The organism is Bacillus sp. AP8 (assembly GCF_000321185.1).
Taxonomy (GTDB): domain Bacteria; phylum Bacillota; class Bacilli; order Bacillales; family DSM-1321; genus Bacillus_AD; species Bacillus_AD massilioanorexius.
Genome location: NZ_CAPG01000030.1, coordinates 1 through 17,573, shown reverse-complemented (window position 1 = coordinate 17,573; position 17,573 = coordinate 1). Strand labels below are relative to the sequence as shown.

The 17,573-nt window shown below is 35.3% G+C and carries 17 protein-coding genes; 11 read left to right on the top strand and 6 right to left on the bottom strand.

Features of this window, described 5'->3' with window-relative positions; translation table 11 throughout:
- Both BN349_RS26325 and BN349_RS07515 read left to right on the top strand, forming a co-directional pair.
- Positions 1-212, top strand: a 212-nt coding sequence (locus BN349_RS26325; RefSeq protein WP_019241674.1) for a hypothetical protein, incomplete at its 5' end; no start/stop codon positions are given.
- A 73-nt stretch (positions 213-285) separates the two neighbouring features.
- Positions 286-894: a histidine phosphatase family protein gene (locus tag BN349_RS07515; protein WP_019241673.1), complete on the top strand. Its 609-nt coding sequence runs from the start codon at positions 286-288 to the stop codon at positions 892-894.
- A gap of 423 nt (positions 895-1,317) precedes the next feature.
- Here BN349_RS07515 and BN349_RS07510 read toward each other — a convergent pair whose 3' ends face one another.
- Positions 1,318-1,557, bottom strand: coding sequence for a hypothetical protein (locus BN349_RS07510; protein ID WP_019241672.1), 240 nt, complete (start codon positions 1,555-1,557; stop codon positions 1,318-1,320).
- A gap of 718 nt (positions 1,558-2,275) precedes the next feature.
- Here BN349_RS07510 and BN349_RS07505 point away from each other — a divergent pair.
- On the top strand, positions 2,276-2,983 hold the full coding sequence (locus BN349_RS07505; protein WP_019241671.1) for a DNA alkylation repair protein: 708 nt from the start codon (positions 2,276-2,278) through the stop codon (positions 2,981-2,983).
- A gap of 322 nt (positions 2,984-3,305) precedes the next feature.
- On the opposite strand, the gene BN349_RS07500 is transcribed toward BN349_RS07505, so the two are convergent.
- On the bottom strand, positions 3,306-4,721 hold the full coding sequence (locus BN349_RS07500) for a PQQ-dependent sugar dehydrogenase (RefSeq protein WP_019241670.1): 1,416 nt from the start codon (positions 4,719-4,721) through the stop codon (positions 3,306-3,308).
- A gap of 407 nt (positions 4,722-5,128) precedes the next feature.
- Here BN349_RS07500 and BN349_RS07495 point away from each other — a divergent pair, with 407 nt between their 5' ends.
- The 7 genes from BN349_RS07495 (at position 5,129) to BN349_RS23600 (ending at position 11,590) form a co-directional block, all read left to right on the top strand.
- Positions 5,129-6,712, top strand: a complete 1,584-nt coding sequence (locus BN349_RS07495; protein WP_034293849.1) for an ABC transporter substrate-binding protein — start codon at positions 5,129-5,131, stop codon at positions 6,710-6,712.
- Positions 6,713-6,786: 74 nt separating this feature from the next.
- A complete protein-coding gene (locus BN349_RS07490; protein WP_232423532.1) occupies positions 6,787-7,698 on the top strand; it encodes an ABC transporter permease in 912 nt (303 codons plus the stop codon).
- Complete coding sequence (locus tag BN349_RS23605) at positions 7,691-9,181, top strand: ATP-binding cassette domain-containing protein (protein ID WP_034293851.1); 1,491 nt, start codon at positions 7,691-7,693, stop codon at positions 9,179-9,181. The genes BN349_RS07490 and BN349_RS23605 overlap by 8 nt, the downstream gene beginning before the upstream one ends.
- The gene (locus BN349_RS07480) at positions 9,174-9,905 is read left to right on the top strand and encodes an ATP-binding cassette domain-containing protein (protein WP_019241666.1); all 732 of its coding nucleotides are present in this window, start codon (positions 9,174-9,176) and stop codon (positions 9,903-9,905) included. The genes BN349_RS23605 and BN349_RS07480 overlap by 8 nt, the downstream gene beginning before the upstream one ends.
- Positions 9,906-9,938: 33 nt before the next feature.
- Complete coding sequence (locus tag BN349_RS07475) at positions 9,939-10,574, top strand: hypothetical protein (protein WP_019241665.1); 636 nt, start codon at positions 9,939-9,941, stop codon at positions 10,572-10,574.
- Positions 10,571-11,176 carry a hypothetical protein gene (locus tag BN349_RS07470; protein ID WP_019241664.1) on the top strand — a complete coding sequence of 202 codons (606 nt, stop codon included), beginning with the start codon at positions 10,571-10,573 and terminating at the stop codon, positions 11,174-11,176. Before BN349_RS07475 ends, BN349_RS07470 begins: the two co-directional genes overlap by 4 nt.
- A gap of 231 nt (positions 11,177-11,407) precedes the next feature.
- Positions 11,408-11,590, top strand: a complete 183-nt coding sequence (locus BN349_RS23600) for a YfhD family protein (protein ID WP_019241663.1) — start codon at positions 11,408-11,410, stop codon at positions 11,588-11,590.
- A gap of 668 nt (positions 11,591-12,258) precedes the next feature.
- Here BN349_RS23600 and BN349_RS07460 read toward each other — a convergent pair.
- The 4 genes from BN349_RS07460 to BN349_RS07445 form a co-directional block, all read right to left on the bottom strand.
- Positions 12,259-13,140 (bottom strand): glycine betaine ABC transporter substrate-binding protein, encoded by an 882-nt coding sequence (locus BN349_RS07460; RefSeq protein WP_019241662.1) that lies wholly within the window; start codon positions 13,138-13,140, stop codon positions 12,259-12,261.
- 16 nt (positions 13,141-13,156) lie between these two features.
- Complete coding sequence (locus tag BN349_RS07455; protein WP_087960618.1) at positions 13,157-13,948, bottom strand: ABC transporter permease; 792 nt, start codon at positions 13,946-13,948, stop codon at positions 13,157-13,159.
- Between the two features lie 52 nt (positions 13,949-14,000).
- Positions 14,001-15,200, bottom strand: a complete 1,200-nt coding sequence (locus BN349_RS07450; protein WP_019241660.1) for a quaternary amine ABC transporter ATP-binding protein — start codon at positions 15,198-15,200, stop codon at positions 14,001-14,003.
- Positions 15,201-15,353: 153 nt separating this feature from the next.
- On the bottom strand, positions 15,354-16,001 hold the full coding sequence (locus tag BN349_RS07445; protein WP_019241659.1) for a TrkA C-terminal domain-containing protein: 648 nt from the start codon (positions 15,999-16,001) through the stop codon (positions 15,354-15,356).
- Between the two features lie 965 nt (positions 16,002-16,966).
- On the opposite strand from BN349_RS07445, the gene BN349_RS26320 reads away from it, so the two are divergent.
- Positions 16,967-17,573, top strand: a 607-nt coding sequence (locus tag BN349_RS26320) for a hypothetical protein (RefSeq protein WP_034293846.1), incomplete at its 3' end; no start/stop codon positions are given.

Genomic DNA, 17,573 nt, shown 5'->3' with positions numbered 1-17,573 from the left:
CATTTATTGTTTCATATTCATTATTGTTAGTTTTGATAAACAGAGTGAGAGTTACTAAAGATGTAACTGGAAATTATTCAAGTGAAGCTTATACTTATCCAGAATATTTCTTAATGCTTCTTAGGTATTCAATCATAGTTACTTTTATTATCGTTATAAGTGTATTTTTGATTTTAGGATACAAAAAATTAAAAGGTCAGAAGCATTTATAAGTATTTTTGGACTGTATTCGCAGTTCTTTTTAATTCTACAAACGGGATAGTTTAGTTGATGGAGGATAGCAATTTGGATCAAACAATTTATTTAATTAGACATGGGGAAACAGTTTTAAACTCACAAGGGAGATATCAAGGAGAACTTGATTCACCATTAACTTTAGAAGGAATTGAACAAGTAAAAAATATATCAAAGTTATTAAAAGTCATAATTGGTGAGTCTAATGAATGGGAGATTATTTCGAGTCCATTAGGCAGAACTTTGCAAAGCACAGAAATTTTATGTGGAATATTAGGGTATGATTTGAATAAAGTGACTACTGACAGTCGAATAAAAGAGGTTTCAGTAGGTGCGTGGGCGGGTTTAACCACACAAGAAATCAAAGCTTCATGGCCGAAACTGATTGAAAATACTGATAATTACAATTGGTATTTCAATTCTCCAGATGGGGAAAGCTATGATTTAGTTGTGAAGAGAGTATCAGAATGGTTAGAAAGTATAAAGGACAAAAAGAAAGTTATCGCTGTATCTCATGGGCTAACAGGTAGAATAATAAGAGGAATCTATCAAAACTTAACAAAAGAGCAAGCATTAAGACTGGAAGTATCTCAAAATACTTTCTTCAAATTGACCAATAATAATATTGAGAGATTTTGTTGTGAATACGATGAATATTGAATATTTATTCACCAGTTGAAAGCAATGGAACTGTATCAAAACTAAAAATATGAATAAAACGACTTAACTAAAGAGAGAATTTTCAAAAATGATATTTAACAGTAGGTGTTTTGTTGCTAGAGATTGAAAAAGTAAAGAGAAAAATTCAATTATTAGATGATTCAGAGTCGAAAAGTCTTTTACTAATTATGTATGCAAGATTAGATACAGTAATGGTGAAGACGAATCTAAACAAATTGTTAAATACTTATTTGATATTTATTCGGAACTACCAGAAAGTAGGAATTAAATTCTGCTGCAATAACGCATCCTATATATCAAGAGCTGTCATCAGCTCTTTTTTTGATTTTCCACATATGGGGCAATTAACGGCCATCATTATATTTAAAAGTCAGATATACCTATTACATAGGAGTTTCACTTCTATCTAGACCTATGGTCAGCTTTTTTGTTTATATAGTATGCAAATAAAAATGGAATCAGTGGAAAAAGAACAAGCAACTTAAACCAATTTTCTCCTCCTAAAAAATACAAAGAAGGCAATAACAAACAAAAACCACTTATTATTAGTCCCTTCCAATCTTTTGAACAAATTCCTAAAACTAGTATTAATAAGCCGACTGCTGAGAGTATCCTAAACATTACAGAAATAAATTCTCCCATTCTGTCACCTCCATAATTGTATCAAACATGATTCTGTGTTTTTTTGCTTTATGTATTATTTTTATCAGTATAAAAAACAGATAACTTAAAGCGGTCTGATTAGAAATAAGTTTATTCTGTTCTATTTCTTATACTATTAAATTGATGGAAAGAGACAGGGGATAATTCGGTATCGTTGTAGTATATATTATGAAGGTAAAATAGTTGTGATACAAAAGGAGAGATTTTATGTCTAAGTATGTTAGTATTTTCTTCTTAACTATATTCATAAGTACAATCCTCTTTTTTATATTAGCCAATGTAATTTTAGGAGGGAGCAATCCAGTAGAAGAAGCAGTTTGCACATTAGGAACAATCATAATCATTCTTTTTTCATTTTTGATTTCACAGATATACTATTTAATCAATTTGATAAAGAAGAGTTAATTCGTTTTTTATTTTACTAATAAGTTAATCATTGAAAGTAAAGACTGCCGTTTTGACGATTGCGTTGATTTTAAGTCTTTTAATCAACTGAAATAGGAGGCGATGTAAAATATTTTTTCTTACCACCAGTATGTGAACATAGTACCGACATGCTTTAGGTAAATTGCTTTATACCCCCCATGCACTTATACGATAGTTATAATGACAAATAGTAGTTTTTTATAGGATAATGATGATGTATGAGATGGCAAACTATTAGGAGAAAAACTCCCAAAAGAAGGAAGTGCTAACGATGAATATAGATATGGTTATGCAGGAACTAGAAGCCCTTGGCAAGGAGCGAACAAAAAAAATATACATATCCAATGGCGCACATGAGCCTCTTTTTGGCGTGGCTACAGGTGCAATGAAGCCAATAGCCAAAAAAATAAAAATAAATCAATCTTTAGCTGAAGAGCTTTATGCCACAGGGAACTATGACGCAATGTACTTTGCAGGTATTATTGCAGATCCGAAAGCAATGACTGAGTTGGATTTTAATCGTTGGATGGATTCAGCATATTTTTACATGCTGTCCGATTATGTGGTAGCAGTTACTTTAGCGGAAGCAGATATTGCACAAGAGGTTGCTGATAAATGGATAGCAAGCGGTGAAGAGCTGAAAATGTCCGGTGGCTGGAGTTGCTACTGTTGGCTTTTAGGAAATCGTTTAGACGTTGAATTTTCTGAAAGCAAGATTGCCAATATGCTGGAAATGGTGAAAAATACGATTCATGATTCGCCAGAACGAACGAAATCTGCTATGAATAATTTCCTATACACCGTGGGGGTTTCATATTTGCCACTCCATGAATTGGCCCTTGAAACTGCTAAAGCAGTAGGTTTAGTAGAAGTCAAACGAGACAAGAAAAAAAGTAGTTTCCTAAACGCTTATGAAAGTATTCAAAAGGAAGTAGATAGAGGGAAGCTTGGTTTTAAACGCAAATATGTAAGATGTTAAAGAAAAGTTTCGCATCACGAGCAATATTCCATTATGGAGGGCTTAATCCAAGGTGGATTGATGGTGGATTAATGCCCTTTTTGTTAAAGTTATTGAACTAACTGACAGGTTAGTTCAATAACAAAATCAGTTGTACCATATGACATCTGTATTTAAAATGTAGTAGATAGTTAGTTAGTTCAAAAGAGTCAGGGGGATTACCTTGGGAAAAATAATGCTCTAATTATTGTAGATTTATATAATACTTTTGAAGTTAAAAAATGGGGAGAACGAAACAAAAAGAGATTTATTTGATATTAAGTCGAGTTTTTATCGTTATGAATTATGGGATAATTTCAAAAATGGTACCTTGGTTAAAATCTGTCACTTTCATAGAGCCATAAACTCCTAAATAAAGTCTAGTTTGATCCAGATTCGTTCCCAAATTAACATAATAGGCTGATTGAGACCCGAAATGATAATCGGTTTCAATAACACTAAAATCATTTAGCTTACAATCTGATCTTACTCCGCTGTAAGCCAAAACCCCTCTAACCGGAGATTGAGTTTCTTCAACTCGGGCAAGATCAGTAAACACAACGCTTCCCTTTAAATTCGGAATTCCATTTCCCATATACGGCTGAACTCCTGTAAGTGCAGTTCCTCTAAATTTATCGATTCGTGAATCTTTATGAAAATAACTAGTTAAAGGTTGAAGACGCCTCACTGAAGTTTTTACTGCTTCATTGTAATAAGCCATTGTTTTCTCGTCCAGAGTCGGATTTGCAGAGCAGCCTTTTATAATTGAAGTAGGAAACGCACCTTCCCATCCTCTCCATCCAAAGTTAATAAACCCTTCTTGGTCAGGTTCGGATTTCATTAAATAAGCTTGAAGAAGCTGAGTAACTGGTATTGGTCTATAATGAACGAATGAATAAATCGACTCTACCAAATCCTGTCCGACATTTCCCACATACTTAATATACTGATTATAAAACCTTTGAAATGAAATACCTGGAATATTGCGAACCCCTTTAGCTATTACTGTAAGCGATTCCTGACTAGTTGCAGGAAGTTCGTTAAAACGTGTGACTACGGGTGTATTATTGTTAAATGTATTCTGATTTACATCAATTTCAATGATTTTCCCGGCGATTTCCATATCATCTTGGCTTAAATTAAATGGATCATAACCTGATCCACCGTCACCGGTTGTTAAAATAAGTTTGCCTGTTTCAGGTGAAAAGTTTAAGCTATTGACACCATTATGATTTGAAAATGGTCTTCTTATGTTTAGTATTGTCCGACGTTTCTTTGGTCGACCATTCGTTTGTAAAACCCATTCTTCAACTGTATCAATATGATCATATTGAGTTTCTCTATTTATCCACTTTAGGTTTAAAGTTGTGGGATCACACGGGTTTGGAGTAAAAGATTCAGTAAGAGCACCTGGGCCTTGTGTTCCAGCTACTGAGTAATGAAGATAAAACAGGCCGTTATAGTAAAATTCAGGATGAAACGCTAGACCGAGCAATCCCCGTTCATCATATCCACCACCATAAACACCTAGTTTTATTATTTGTGAGCGAAGATCTAAAAAAGTCCTGATAACTCCATTTCCTATAAAAAAGATTTCTCCAACCTGGGTTGCAATAAATAATTTTTCAATTGAGTCACCTGGAAGAATTGTTGTTTTCAATACAGTGGGTAAATTTATCTTACTTACAATAGGCCTTAAACCAACCTTAATTTTTATCAACTAAGTTTACACTCCTTTTTATTTTTTATAAGAATATGATTAGAACTGTTCTATTAGTACCAGTTTAGGGAAGGGGAGTCTGATAGCTTTTCTGCTTATATTAATAGAAGAATAGATTGTCTATCGACGGTCTTTTTTTATGGTAAACATAATCGTAGAAATGTTTAATCCATATTCAAGATAAAGAGGAATAGTTATAAAAAACAATTTGAATTAAAAGGAGGTGAGCTCTCCTTTTTGAAATAGGAGAATACGATAGATTTAGAGATTAGGAGAAAAGCATTCTTTAAATTTAAAATAGTTATATAAATAATTATATTCTTTAATTAATGATATTGATAATCATTCTCAAATAGTTTATATTTGTAATAGTCAAAATAATATAAACAAGAGAGGGAATACGAGAAATGAAGAAATTACTAGGGGTATTATGCTTGCTTTTCGCTATTATGTTGGTTGGTTGTTCCAGCAGTAATGAATCATCAATGAAAGAGACAGGAAATGGAGCGACAGAAGCAAAAAAAATAGTAAAGATTGCTTGGCAAGATAGTGGTTTCATTTCACCATTCACGTTTACAACGAGTGGACCAGGTGGATATTTACGAAATTCATTCCTATTCGATACATTGACTTGGAAAGATGAAAAAGGTGTGATTCCTTGGTTAGCAACCAATTGGTCTATTTCAGATGATCAGTTAACATATACTTTTACATTAGAAAAAGATGTAACATTCCATGATGGTAAACCACTGACAGCCGATGATGTTGTCTTTTCATACGCTTATTTCAAGGAGCATGTTTTTCCTTGGAATGCTGATATGACAAAGGTTAAATCAGCGGAAAAAGTGAGTGACACAGAAGTGAAAATTCATTTAAATGAACCATTTTCACCATTCATAACGGAAATTGCGGGGATTTTGCCAATTATTCCAAAACACATTTGGGAAGATATTAAGAATCCAATTGAGTATCAGGAAGAACAAGCATTGGTTGGCTCAGGTCCGTTTACCTTAGATGAATACGACAAAGCAGCTGGAAACTATCGATTTGTGAAAAATAGCAAGTACTTCAAAGGTAATGTGAATGTAGATGAAGTACAGTATCTAGCTGTTGAAAATAAAGTACTCTCGTTACAAAACAATGAAATATCAGCAGGTATGACATTTAACTATAAAGAAGTTGAACAAATGAAACAACAAGGCTTTGATGTGATTAAAGCTGATCCAACGGGTAGTGCCGTGCGTATTGTATTCAACTTGAATCATAATCAATTGAAGGATAAACGCCTTCGTCAAGCTATTACTTATGCATTAGATCGTGCACAGTTGTCAGAGAAACTAACAGGATCTGATAAACCGATGGTAGGAAATGCAGGTATCATTCCGTTAGATTCTCCTTGGTATAACACAAATGTGAAGCAGTACGATTATTCTATCGATAAAGCGAACGCACTACTGGATGAGCTTGGTTACAGCAAAAATGCCAAAGGTATTCGTGATGCTTTAAAACTACGTGTACTCGTTTCTTCTACTTCTCAAGAAGCTGAGCTAATGAAAGTGATGCTTGCGAAGGTAGGCATAGATCTTACTATACAGACAGTTGATTCAGCAGCCTTTTCTACGGCTATGTCTGAAGGGAAATTTGATATGACGATTACGGGACATATTGGTTTAAGTGGTGACCCTGACTTCCTTCGTTTATGGTTCTCAGGACAAGCTAGCAATTCATTAGCTGGAAAAAGTGTGTTTGACAATATTGAATTCCAAAAGTTAGCAGCTTTACAACTAACTCAGACAGATGAAGCAGATCGTAAAGCAACAATCGATCAAATGCAGGATATTCTAGCAGAAGAATTACCAACATTAGTTCTGTACCACCGTCCATTCTATTTCATTTATAAAGCATCTGACTTTAATGGTTGGTTCAATACCTATGGTGGTATTTCTGATGGTATTCCTTTATGGGATAACAAGGTGGCATTTATAGACTAATGAAACAGCTATTCTCCTTGTACATGTCTGTTTTTGTCATCTTAATACTGTTAAATTTCTTTCTCCCTCGGCTTATGCCGGGGGGACCTATTGAATTTATTGAAGGTCAGGATAGTGGACCGATGCTTACGGAAGCTCAAAAAGAATCTATGATTGCTTATTATGGGCTTGATCAATCTTTGTTGGAGCAGTTCGAGCATTATGTGAAAGGTATCGTGACATTTGATTTCGGCACATCGTTTTCTCATAAGACAGGTGTTACCAATCTGATACTCGAGCATTTTTCTTACACCGTTTCTATTGTTGGGATGGCGGTGTTACTTTCGTTTATTATCGGCATCACGATTGGCTTAATGTCTGCTTGGTTATATGGAAAGCGTGGAGATCGTAGCTTCATGACGACGATGCTGACGATTGGTTCGATACCAGAATTTCTGTTAGGTATTGTCTTTTTGCTTGTGTTTGCTGTTTATGGTGCAATTTTTCCGTTAAGTGGTGCATCTACACCATTTATGACAGGTGCTAGCTGGTTTGAAGAGCTGAAGGATAAAGTTTGGCATGGCTTTTTGCCAGTACTGACATTGACCATCGTGAATATATCGAGTGTGTATTTGCTTGTGCGAAATGAATCAATTCGCGTATTGGCGTCTCCATACATGGAATTTGCCAAAATGAAAGGGCTCAATCGTAGACGTTTGCTGTATCGCCACACGGCTAAAAACGCTTTGTTGTCTGTTTTTACCTTACTGATGATTCGCATTGGCTTACTTTTTACGGGGGCGATTTTCATTGAGACACTGTTCTCGTATCCAGGAATCGGAAAGCTACTGCAAGAATCGATTCTATCGCGCGATTATCCATTAATGCACGGCTTATTCTTCATATTTTCGAGTATCATTCTTTTCGTCAATATGTTGGCAGATTATTTATATCCGAAGTTGGACCCACGCATAAAAGGAGGACACGTCATTGAAAAACATGTATAGATGGCCGTTAGTAGTACTTTCGGTGATTATCGGAATGGCGTTATTATCTCCCTTTTTATCGCTGCATGATCCACATACCTTCGATAGTGGTGCTTATCTTCCGCCTTCTAGTGATCATTGGCTTGGAACGAATAAGCTTGGACAAGACGTTTGGTCTCAGTTGTTGGCAGGAACACGTACCAGTTTATTAATTGGTTTACTTGTTGCTTTTTTCAGTACAGCATTGAGCGTCATCTTAGGCTTGCTGGCAGGTTATATTTCTTGGTTGGATCGCCTGATTAACGGTGTTGCCAATGTATTGCTCGTTCTGCCTAGCTTGCTTTTAATTCTTTTGTTTATTTCCTTTACAGGAGGTGGAATGATTCAACTTGTCGTGGTGTTGAGCTTATTATCTTGGCCTGGTTATATGAGGCTCATTCGTTCTTCTGTACTGTCCTTGAAGGAGCGTGAATTTGTAAAAGCAGCATCCATGTTTGGTGGAAGCTCGTTTTATGTATTACGGAAGCATTTATTGCCACATATTACACCCTTTATGAAGGCAAAATTCATCCTTTCTTTTCGGACAGCTATTTTAACAGAGTCTGGTCTAGCGTTTTTAGGTCTTGGAGATCCAAACTTTGTTTCTTGGGGAAGCATGCTGAATGCAGCTTTTTCAGAGCCTTCCATTTACTTAAGTAATGCGTGGATGGGGATTGTTCTCCCTCCAGTTTTCATGCTAATTATTACGACAATTAGTTTAGCATTCTTGATGGAGGAAAGAGCGATAAAGAGAAAGAAAGCAAAGCAAGTAGAAGTGGTGAAGCAGGAAGATAAACCAATAGACGGTTTATGGTGCGAGGATGTCACAGTTACATTTGATCAGCAGGAAGTAGTAAAAAATGTTGTGTTTTCCGTGAAACCTGGGGAAATTGTTAGCATTATTGGTCCTTCGGGCTCAGGAAAAACAACATTGGCACGTGCTATGTACGGCCTATTGCCATCACATCAATGGACGGGCGATGTATTATATAACCACGTTTCTGTTAGAAACAGCCATTTTAGCAAAGAGCATTATTGGCACACATGCTCTTTTATTTATCAAGACGCACGTGCAGCCTTCAACCCGTTGTTAAAGCTGAAAGAACAGTTCATGGAAATGGGCGTCACGGCAGAACAAGCAAGGCATGCGGTTGAACAAGTTTCATTACCGAGACACGTCTTGGAGAAATATCCATTTGAATGCTCTGGAGGCATGTTGAGTCGAGCTATGATTGCTCTTGCTTTTTTAAATGAACCAAATGTTGTGATTGCAGACGAATGTACAAGTGCGTTAGATCCTATTTTGAAAAAAGAAATCGTGCAACTATTGGAGGAAAAAGTACGTCAATCTCAAGTCAGCTTGCTTTTTATCACACATGATTTAGATATTGCCTATGCCATTTCGAACCGAACATATCGGATTGAGAATCACATGTTGAAGGAGGAAGCCATAGCTCATGCTTGAATTACGAAATATTTCGAAAAACTTTGGGAACCATCAAGTGTTAAATCAGATCGAGTTTTCTATTGGAAGCAATGAGATTGTTGGTTTAATTGGCGAGTCTGGTTCAGGAAAGTCCACCATTGCGGAACTTATTATGGGTCTACAGCAGCCAACGGAAGGTGAGATTCTGTGGGAACAAGGGCGCAACTGTCAGTATATTTATCAAAATCCTGAACGTTCCTTTAACCCCTACTTAACGATGCAGGAGAGCTTATTGGAACCATTGTTGCTTAGCAAAGTACCTAAAGAAGAAGCGATGGCACAAATCGATAAATTGATGGAGCAAGCTGAATTGCCAAACGGCTTGCTTATGAGAAAACCATATGAATGTTCAGGAGGGCAAAAGCAACGAGCTGCCATTATCCGAGCATTAACATGTAAGCCAAGCTTGCTTATAGCCGATGAAATTACATCAGCACTAGACCCTGAAACGGAGTCGGTGATTATCGAGCTGTTACATGATTTCCAACGCCATTTACAGCTATCCATTTTGTATATTACACATCGGATTATGACGATAGAACAGTTTGCCAATCGGTTACTTGTTTTAGAGAAAGGAAAAATTGTGGAGAATCGTCCGACGAAGGATGTTCTCTACAATCCTAAGCATAGCTATACGAAACAATTAATTGATGCGAGCGCCTATTTCGAACGGCGCCAGAAGTTATTTGTAAAGCAAGCGTAATAAAATAAGAATGAAAGCAGAGGGAATGGAAGTATGAATAAGACACCGAGAATGTTAGAGCTTAGCCCTGGTCATGCCTTTGGACTTGGGCAGCAAATGGCTGGAGATAATCAAGCCAATAGAACGATACTGGATCAGTATGAACTAGCTTATATAGACTTGCGAGAATACGATGTTCTACTCATGACGGATTTCATAGATCAGGAATATTTGTATTTAAATAAACATAAAATAGAAGCCTTTTTAGATGAAGGTAAGATGGTCATCTTTTGTGGACACTTGTTCCGCCAATGGTTGCCAGGCTGTGCTCCCTTCATGCCGAAGAGAATTCAATCGCACAAGGACTACCATGTTGTAGTAACAGAGCAGAATGGCATTTTTGCCGGGGTAGAAATGAATGATATGGTCTATAACAAAGGAGTTGCGGGCTTTTTTGCTCGTGGTTATCATCCAGCTCCTAAAGGGGCGGAAGTACTCCTGACTTTTGAAGACGGTAAGCCAATCACATATATTGACCGCGACAGCACGAATGGAACGATTTTGGTTCATGCAGGTCGCAGTCTGTTTCAATATAGTGGTCAAAACAAAACGACAGATCGAATTGGGACACAAGTATGGCAGTGGGTCGTATCTGAATGCAATCAGCTGAAAGGAGAAAAGGTCCAATGAGAAAAATAGCTGTTATATATAGTGGAAATGCATCTCACTATCGCACGTTTCATGAAACGAAGTATGCACAATACATTGAAGCACTCCTTTATTTGCCTGATTTTGAAGAAGCCGATTTAGATTGCTATGATGTTCTGATTGTTCCTTCTCAATTAAACGGTCGTCTGCTTCTACAAGCAAAGAAAAAAATCGATGCCTTCGCTGAAAAAGGCGGAGTCGTTGTAGCCCTCGGACCCCAGCCGTGGGAGTGGCTTCCGAATCAAAATTGGGAGGAGCGCCCGACGAATTTTTGGTGGTGGCTTGAGAAAAATCCGCAAAGTGGACTTGTTCTTGCTAATCCGGATTATCCGTTATTCCAGTACATCACATTGGAAGATGCAACCTGGCACCAACACGGCGTATTTTGGCCACCAGCTCAAGCTGAAAAGCTCATTACAACGGAAGATGGAGGAGCTGTTTTATACGTGGACAAAGTAAGTACAAAAGGAACTTGGATTATTACCACTTTAGACCCTGACTATCATTTCGGCTCCTATTTCATGCCTGCCACAGAGCGTTTTTTAGATGGGCTGTTTCCTTGGTTAGCTGTGGGAGAAATTTGATATAAAAAACTCGCAATCTATTCTGTAGAATTGCGAGTTTTTTTGTCTTTTGTTAATTCAATAACATCTTCATAATAGTCTTTCTACATAATGAACATCTTATTATACTCTCACTAGATGAGGAAGATCCTATGCTTATCAGGAAAATACTAGGTTAAATAATGAATGAAATATATCAAAATTACACATCATTCTATATGAGTACTACATTTTAATTGGAGGTTTTTTAAGATGTCACAAAACATAAATAATCAAGATAATGATCAAATTACGAATACAGCAGGGGCATTTCAATCTGATGGTCGAGATGTTGAATTCTCACAAGAATTGGCTGATCAAGATGATATAGCTGCTCAAAAACGTTCAAAAGCGGCAGATCAAAGAGCAAAAGCAAGGAAAAATAGTAATCAGTAATATTCTCTTCACTAAAGCACAGTATGGTAACTATTCAAGGCGTACTGTGCTTGCTGTCATATGCTTCTGGTTGGTGAAATACGTCTTTAAATGCCGGTTTTACAAGAAAAGAACATTTGTTCTGATCGGTGTATAACCATCTAATATAATTTAAATAAACATTTGCTTTAAAAGTGTTGAAATTCTCGTTATCAAATAGGAACATATACATACTATGCTAGAAATCAACTTTTGTGCAGTTTCTTTTAAACGGTACGTAAACAAGATATATGGCGCGTTGAAGTGTTCTTGGCTTAATATCGTGATTAATGGACTTAATCTTGAATAAAACGACGGACTGTAGCAGACGTATTATAATAATTTCTAATAGTAGTCAATTGTTTGCTTTAAAAAACAAATTCAGATCAAAAGTATAACTGTAAAATTAAAACTAGTACTTTAAAGAATTTCTAAAGATTATAAAGGCATTTTCTGTAGCTAAACAGGAAAACCTAATTAAAGAAGCAAGTTGAACAAAAATGATAATAGTCCATTTGAGAGTAAAATGAACACAAATTTAAAACCCAAGAATGTTGATAAACAGTATTCTTGGGTTTTGTTTTTATCGATTTTTTAGGAAAGTTTATATTTTTTTACTATATGCTATTTTTTGCCGTTTTAATGAACGTTTATTCTCCTGTTTTTGTCCATTCAGCTACTTTATCTTTATTAGCGGAAATCCAGTTTTCCGCAGCAATTTCCGGATTGGTTCCATCAGCTATTTCTAACATTACGGATTCTAGATCTTCAGGAGTCCAGAAGAATCGATCTAATATAGAATATACTTCAGGTGAGTCATTTTCTAAGCCTTTACGAACAAAAGTATTAATGCTTTCCTCACCGCCATAAACGCCTTTTGGATCATCTAAATATTTTAGATCAAAGGAAGCAAATTTCCAGTGTGGAGACCAACCTGTAACGATAATTTCTTCTTTCTTTTTAATGGCTTGTTCTAACGCAACGGTCATGGCACCAGAAGAAGATGTAGCCAAATTCCATGAAGCTAGATTTTTATATTCGCTGTTCATTGCTTTCTCTGTAGCTGCAGTAATACCTGCACCTGGTTCAACACCTGTAATTGTTTTATTAGCTTCGTCAGTTAGGTCTTCAATTGAATTAACATCCATGTATGTAGGGACGACTAATCCAATTTTTGCGCCTTTTAAATTCTCTCCTAAATGAACAAGACCATCTTTATATTTCTCATATTGAGCAGCGTGTGTATGTGGTAACCATCCTGCTACCATCCCATCAGCTTCGCCCTTTGAAACGGATTCCCACATAATAGCGTTATCTAAAGGGGTTAATGTCACATTATAACCCATATCTTCAAGCACCTTACCGATTACATGTGTAGAGGCGATTTCTGTATCCCATTCAACATATGCGAGATTAACATCTTTTGATTTTTTAGCTTTGGATGTATTGGCCTTGTCTCCTGAACTACAAGCAGCTAAAAGCATGCTAAGCCCAATTAAAATGCATAATATTTTGATTTTTTTATTTTTCATCAAATCTTCCTTTCTCTTAATCTTTCTTTTTATTAAAATTTTGAGTTAAGCGATCAATAATAATGGCTATAATTACTAAACTTAACCCTGCAACAAATCCGTTTCCTACTTGTGCTCTTTGTAGTGCTGTTAAAACTTCGCGACCTAAGCCTGGTGCTCCAATCATTGATGCGATGACAACCATTGATAAGGACAACATGACGGTCTGATTAATACCAGCCATAATGGTCGATTTTGCTAAAGGTAATTCGACTTTTGTTAATTTTTGCCAACTAGTGCTACCGTATGAATCAGAAGCTTCTACTAACTCTTTTGGTACTTGTCGTATACCTAAATTGGTTAATCGAACAGTTGGAGGTATAGAGAAGATGACAGAGGCGAATACACCTGGTACAACACCAATTCCGAAAAAGGCAACAGCTGGTATTAAATAAACGAAGCCCGGCATTGTTTGCATGAAATCAAGAGTAGGTTTAATGATTCCTTCTGCATAAGAGTTCTTGGCCATTAATATACCAAGGGGTATACCGATTACAACTGCTATCAGACTTGAAAAAATAACAAGTGTTAATGTATTCATTAGTTGAATCCATAACCCCTGATTAAATATGAATAGCAGTCCTACTAATGAAAAAATGGAAAGTCCTAATTTCTTCCCAGAAGCAAAAAAGGCAAAGAGTACAATGAAAAGTATAAATATAATAGGTGGAATGGAAATTAATAATTCTGTTACGCTTTTCATAAGTGTTTGTCCGTTATTTTGCAGGAAGTCAAACATAGGGGAGAAATTACTAGTGAGCCAATCCATTGCATTTTCAACCCATTCAGCAACAGAAAGCTTAGGTCTTTGTTCTAGTATACTATTCAATGTTCTTAACCTCCTCGCTTCCAGAAGCAAGTGCTTCAATGACTACGCCTCGAATTAAAACGCCTAGAAGTCGTCCATCCTTTACAACTGCGATAGGAGTAGGGGAGTCGGAAATCATTCCTAATACATCTTGAATGTAAACGTGTGGTTCTACCGATAAAATGTCGGTACGAACGATATTAAGAACGGTTTTATATCCGTTTTTGGATGCTTGTAAGGCATCAGCTGCTGTAATATAACCTTTTAATTGACGTTTTTTATCAACGGCAATTAGTAGGCTTACTTCTTCTTCTCGCATTCTTTGTAAGGCCACTTTCGGACCGTCAAGTTCGACATTGACAGAAATAGGTCGGACCATTGCATTTTCTACAGTTAATACTTTTGAACGGTCAACATCCTCTATAAAGCTCTTTACATAATCGTTTGCAGGGTTTGTTAATATTTCTTCACCGGTTCCTATTTGCACTATTTTACCGTCCTTCATGAGTGCAATGCGATCTCCGATACGAAGCGCTTCATTTAAGTCATGTGTGATAAAGATGATGGTCTTTTTTAAAGTTTGTTGCAAATCTAATAATTCGTCTTGCATATCTTTACGAATTAAGGGATCGAGCGCAGAAAAAGCTTCATCCATTAATAGCACTTCAGTATCATTAGCTAATGCACGTGCGAGACCAACACGCTGTTGCATACCGCCAGACAATTGGCTTGGGTATTGATCTTTGTAAGCGAGCAGTCCAGCATTATCTAAAGCTTTTTCTGCTTTCAATCGACGTTCTTCTTTTGATATTCCTCGAATTTCTAATCCATATTCGGTGTTTTGTAATAAGGTTCTGTGCGGGAATAGTCCAAAATTTTGAAAAACCATACTCATTTTTTCTCGACGTATGTTTCGTAATTCATCTTTACCTACTGTGGAAATATTTTTACCATCAATAAAAATATTTCCGCTGGTGGGTTCAATCAATCGATTCAATAAGCGAACAAGTGTTGATTTCCCGCTACCAGATAGCCCCATAATCACAAATATTTCACCTTCATTGACATTGAAGCTGACATCATACACCCCAACAGTAGCCCCAGTTTGTTTCAATATTTCTGTTTTGCTTTTTTTCTTTTCGACTAAGCTAAGTGCATTACTGATTTGCTTGCCAAAAATTTTTGTAACATTCTCTACTCTAATGTTCCCCAAAAATTATTTTCCCCCTTGATGTTTATATGTTTTTGGTAATACCTGAATAATCCAAATTTAAACAAGTAACAACTTCAACTTAACAAAAGGTTGTTGATTTTGTCAAATTAGCAGTTTAAACAAAAAAGCGTATGAACATTGTAAATGTAATGTTCATACGCTTTTTAGATGAGGGTATAAAAAAATATTTACTCGTTCAAAACAATCGTCGCTACCAATAAAATAAATGATATCTTTATTTTCAAATGAAGCGTAAGGACCTGGAGATAATGATAGTTCGCCATCTCTTTTTATACCTACTATTGTTGCGGAAGTGTTTTGCCAAAAGTTCATTTCTTGAATAGTTTGGTGAATATAAGGAGAGGCTTCATTTATTTCAATTTGAAACGGAATAAACGGATTAATTGAGCGGAATCGTTCTGTCCGATTTATTAGTTGCTTTGTTGTTTCTTGTATATTCTGAAGCTCCTCATATTGTTTGATAATGCTAGCTTGGAGATCAAATTGGAGTTCGTGTATGGTTTGAACATCCTGAAATTGATGAACAAATTGTGCAGCTTTTTCATACGATTTAATGAGAACACCGCTTCCTTTAGTTGTATCTACAATTTCTAAATCTTGTAAAACTGCAATTGCTCGTCTAGCAGTTTCGGAGGAAACTCCATACTGACTTGCAAGTGATGATCGAGCATAAATTTTTTCACCTATTGTATATTTTTTTTCAACGATTTTTGCGGCTATATCTACTGCGATCTTCTGATATTTAGGCTGTTTAATTGGTATTTTTTTGTTTATTTCCATATTGTAAATGTCCCTTTCTGATGAACAATAGCTGTTTTTCAACGTGTACAAAATATGTCTTCATTCTTTCTTAGGAAGATTGAAGGCATATTTTATTATATTGAGTATAGCATACGGTGTATAGTTTTATGTTTGAGTTTGTAATATCTACCTTTAGTATAATAAAATTGAGTTCTATTATTTATGGGAAATTTGGTTTTGGAGAATTTGACTATGAGGGCAAACCAATTAACAAGCATATATTAAAGAAGTTTCAACGGTATTTAGACAACAATGAAAAGAAGCTATTATTACTTAAATTATAATAATTCTTCATCAAATAACAATGCTTTAGTAGAAAATCGAGGCTGTCATTGAACAGTCTTTTTTTGTTAAGGAACTAACGGGGCAAGTTAGTTCAGGAAGAATAAAGCTATCATACCTCAAAAACTGGAGTCCATTTCCTAAACATTTATTACTTCAGATGTGAGTTTATTATATGTAGATAATATGTGTATGGGAAATTACTATTACATGGGGCTTTTCGGTTCAGTTATTAATCGAATATTCAATTTCGGATAAGGTTCTAGAGACTAACGAAGACAAATAGTCTTTGGAGATATTACTTGTGAGTTTTTTCTAATATCATTTATCTTCGCTTAATTATTATATAGCTTGTGTTCAATATAGGCAGCTTATTAGAAAAGGATAAGACGCTCAGATTTTTTCATACAATTGCATTTGAATTGGTGAAATTAACGTGAAAAAGGATAAAAAAATTTCAAAAATATTGTATTTTTAAAACCATTTAATATTATAAAATAATAAATATTGTTTCAAACATCTATTTGTGAGCAGTCTTTAGATAGGGATTAAGGTTGTCTTGCTTATGTAGAATAAATCTATATACAATTTATTAAAAGTATTAGATTGATGGATGGTTTACATTGTGGCTATTATTTTGATAGTTAGAAAGGAGTAGTATTATGTCATGGAATTTATCAGTAGAAATAATAGAAGCAATAGTCGTATGTATTATATATACCTATAACAATTTTAAATTACCTCATTTTCATAATAGGATTTTTAACAGTTGGGTCTTTATTACACTATTTTCTATTTTTCTCAGAATTTTATCACAAATACTAATAAGAATAAATGAAGTCCCAAGTGGAATATCCGAGTTTGTTGATAGTGTTTATTTAGTTATTATTCCAAGTACAAGTTTACTCTATTACATTTATATTGTTTATATGATATGGGATGATCAAGAAAGGAAAGAGAAACAAAGATTAATTATCATGTCCTGTTCTCCTTACGTATTGTACATACTATTAATTGTGATGAATCTTTATAATGGAAAAATTATTGATATAAGTGCAGATTATGACTATGTAAGAGGTCCTTTGTTCAATTCAGTTTATTACATTTTTTATTTTTATTGTTTAATAGGTCTTTCCATCGTTTTATTCAGAAGACACACTATAAATAAATCTATAAAAAAAATACTCATCATTTTTCCTTTGTTATCTTTATTAATTCTTATCATACAAAGTATCTATCCTGATATATTGCTTGCTGGAGTAGATGCTA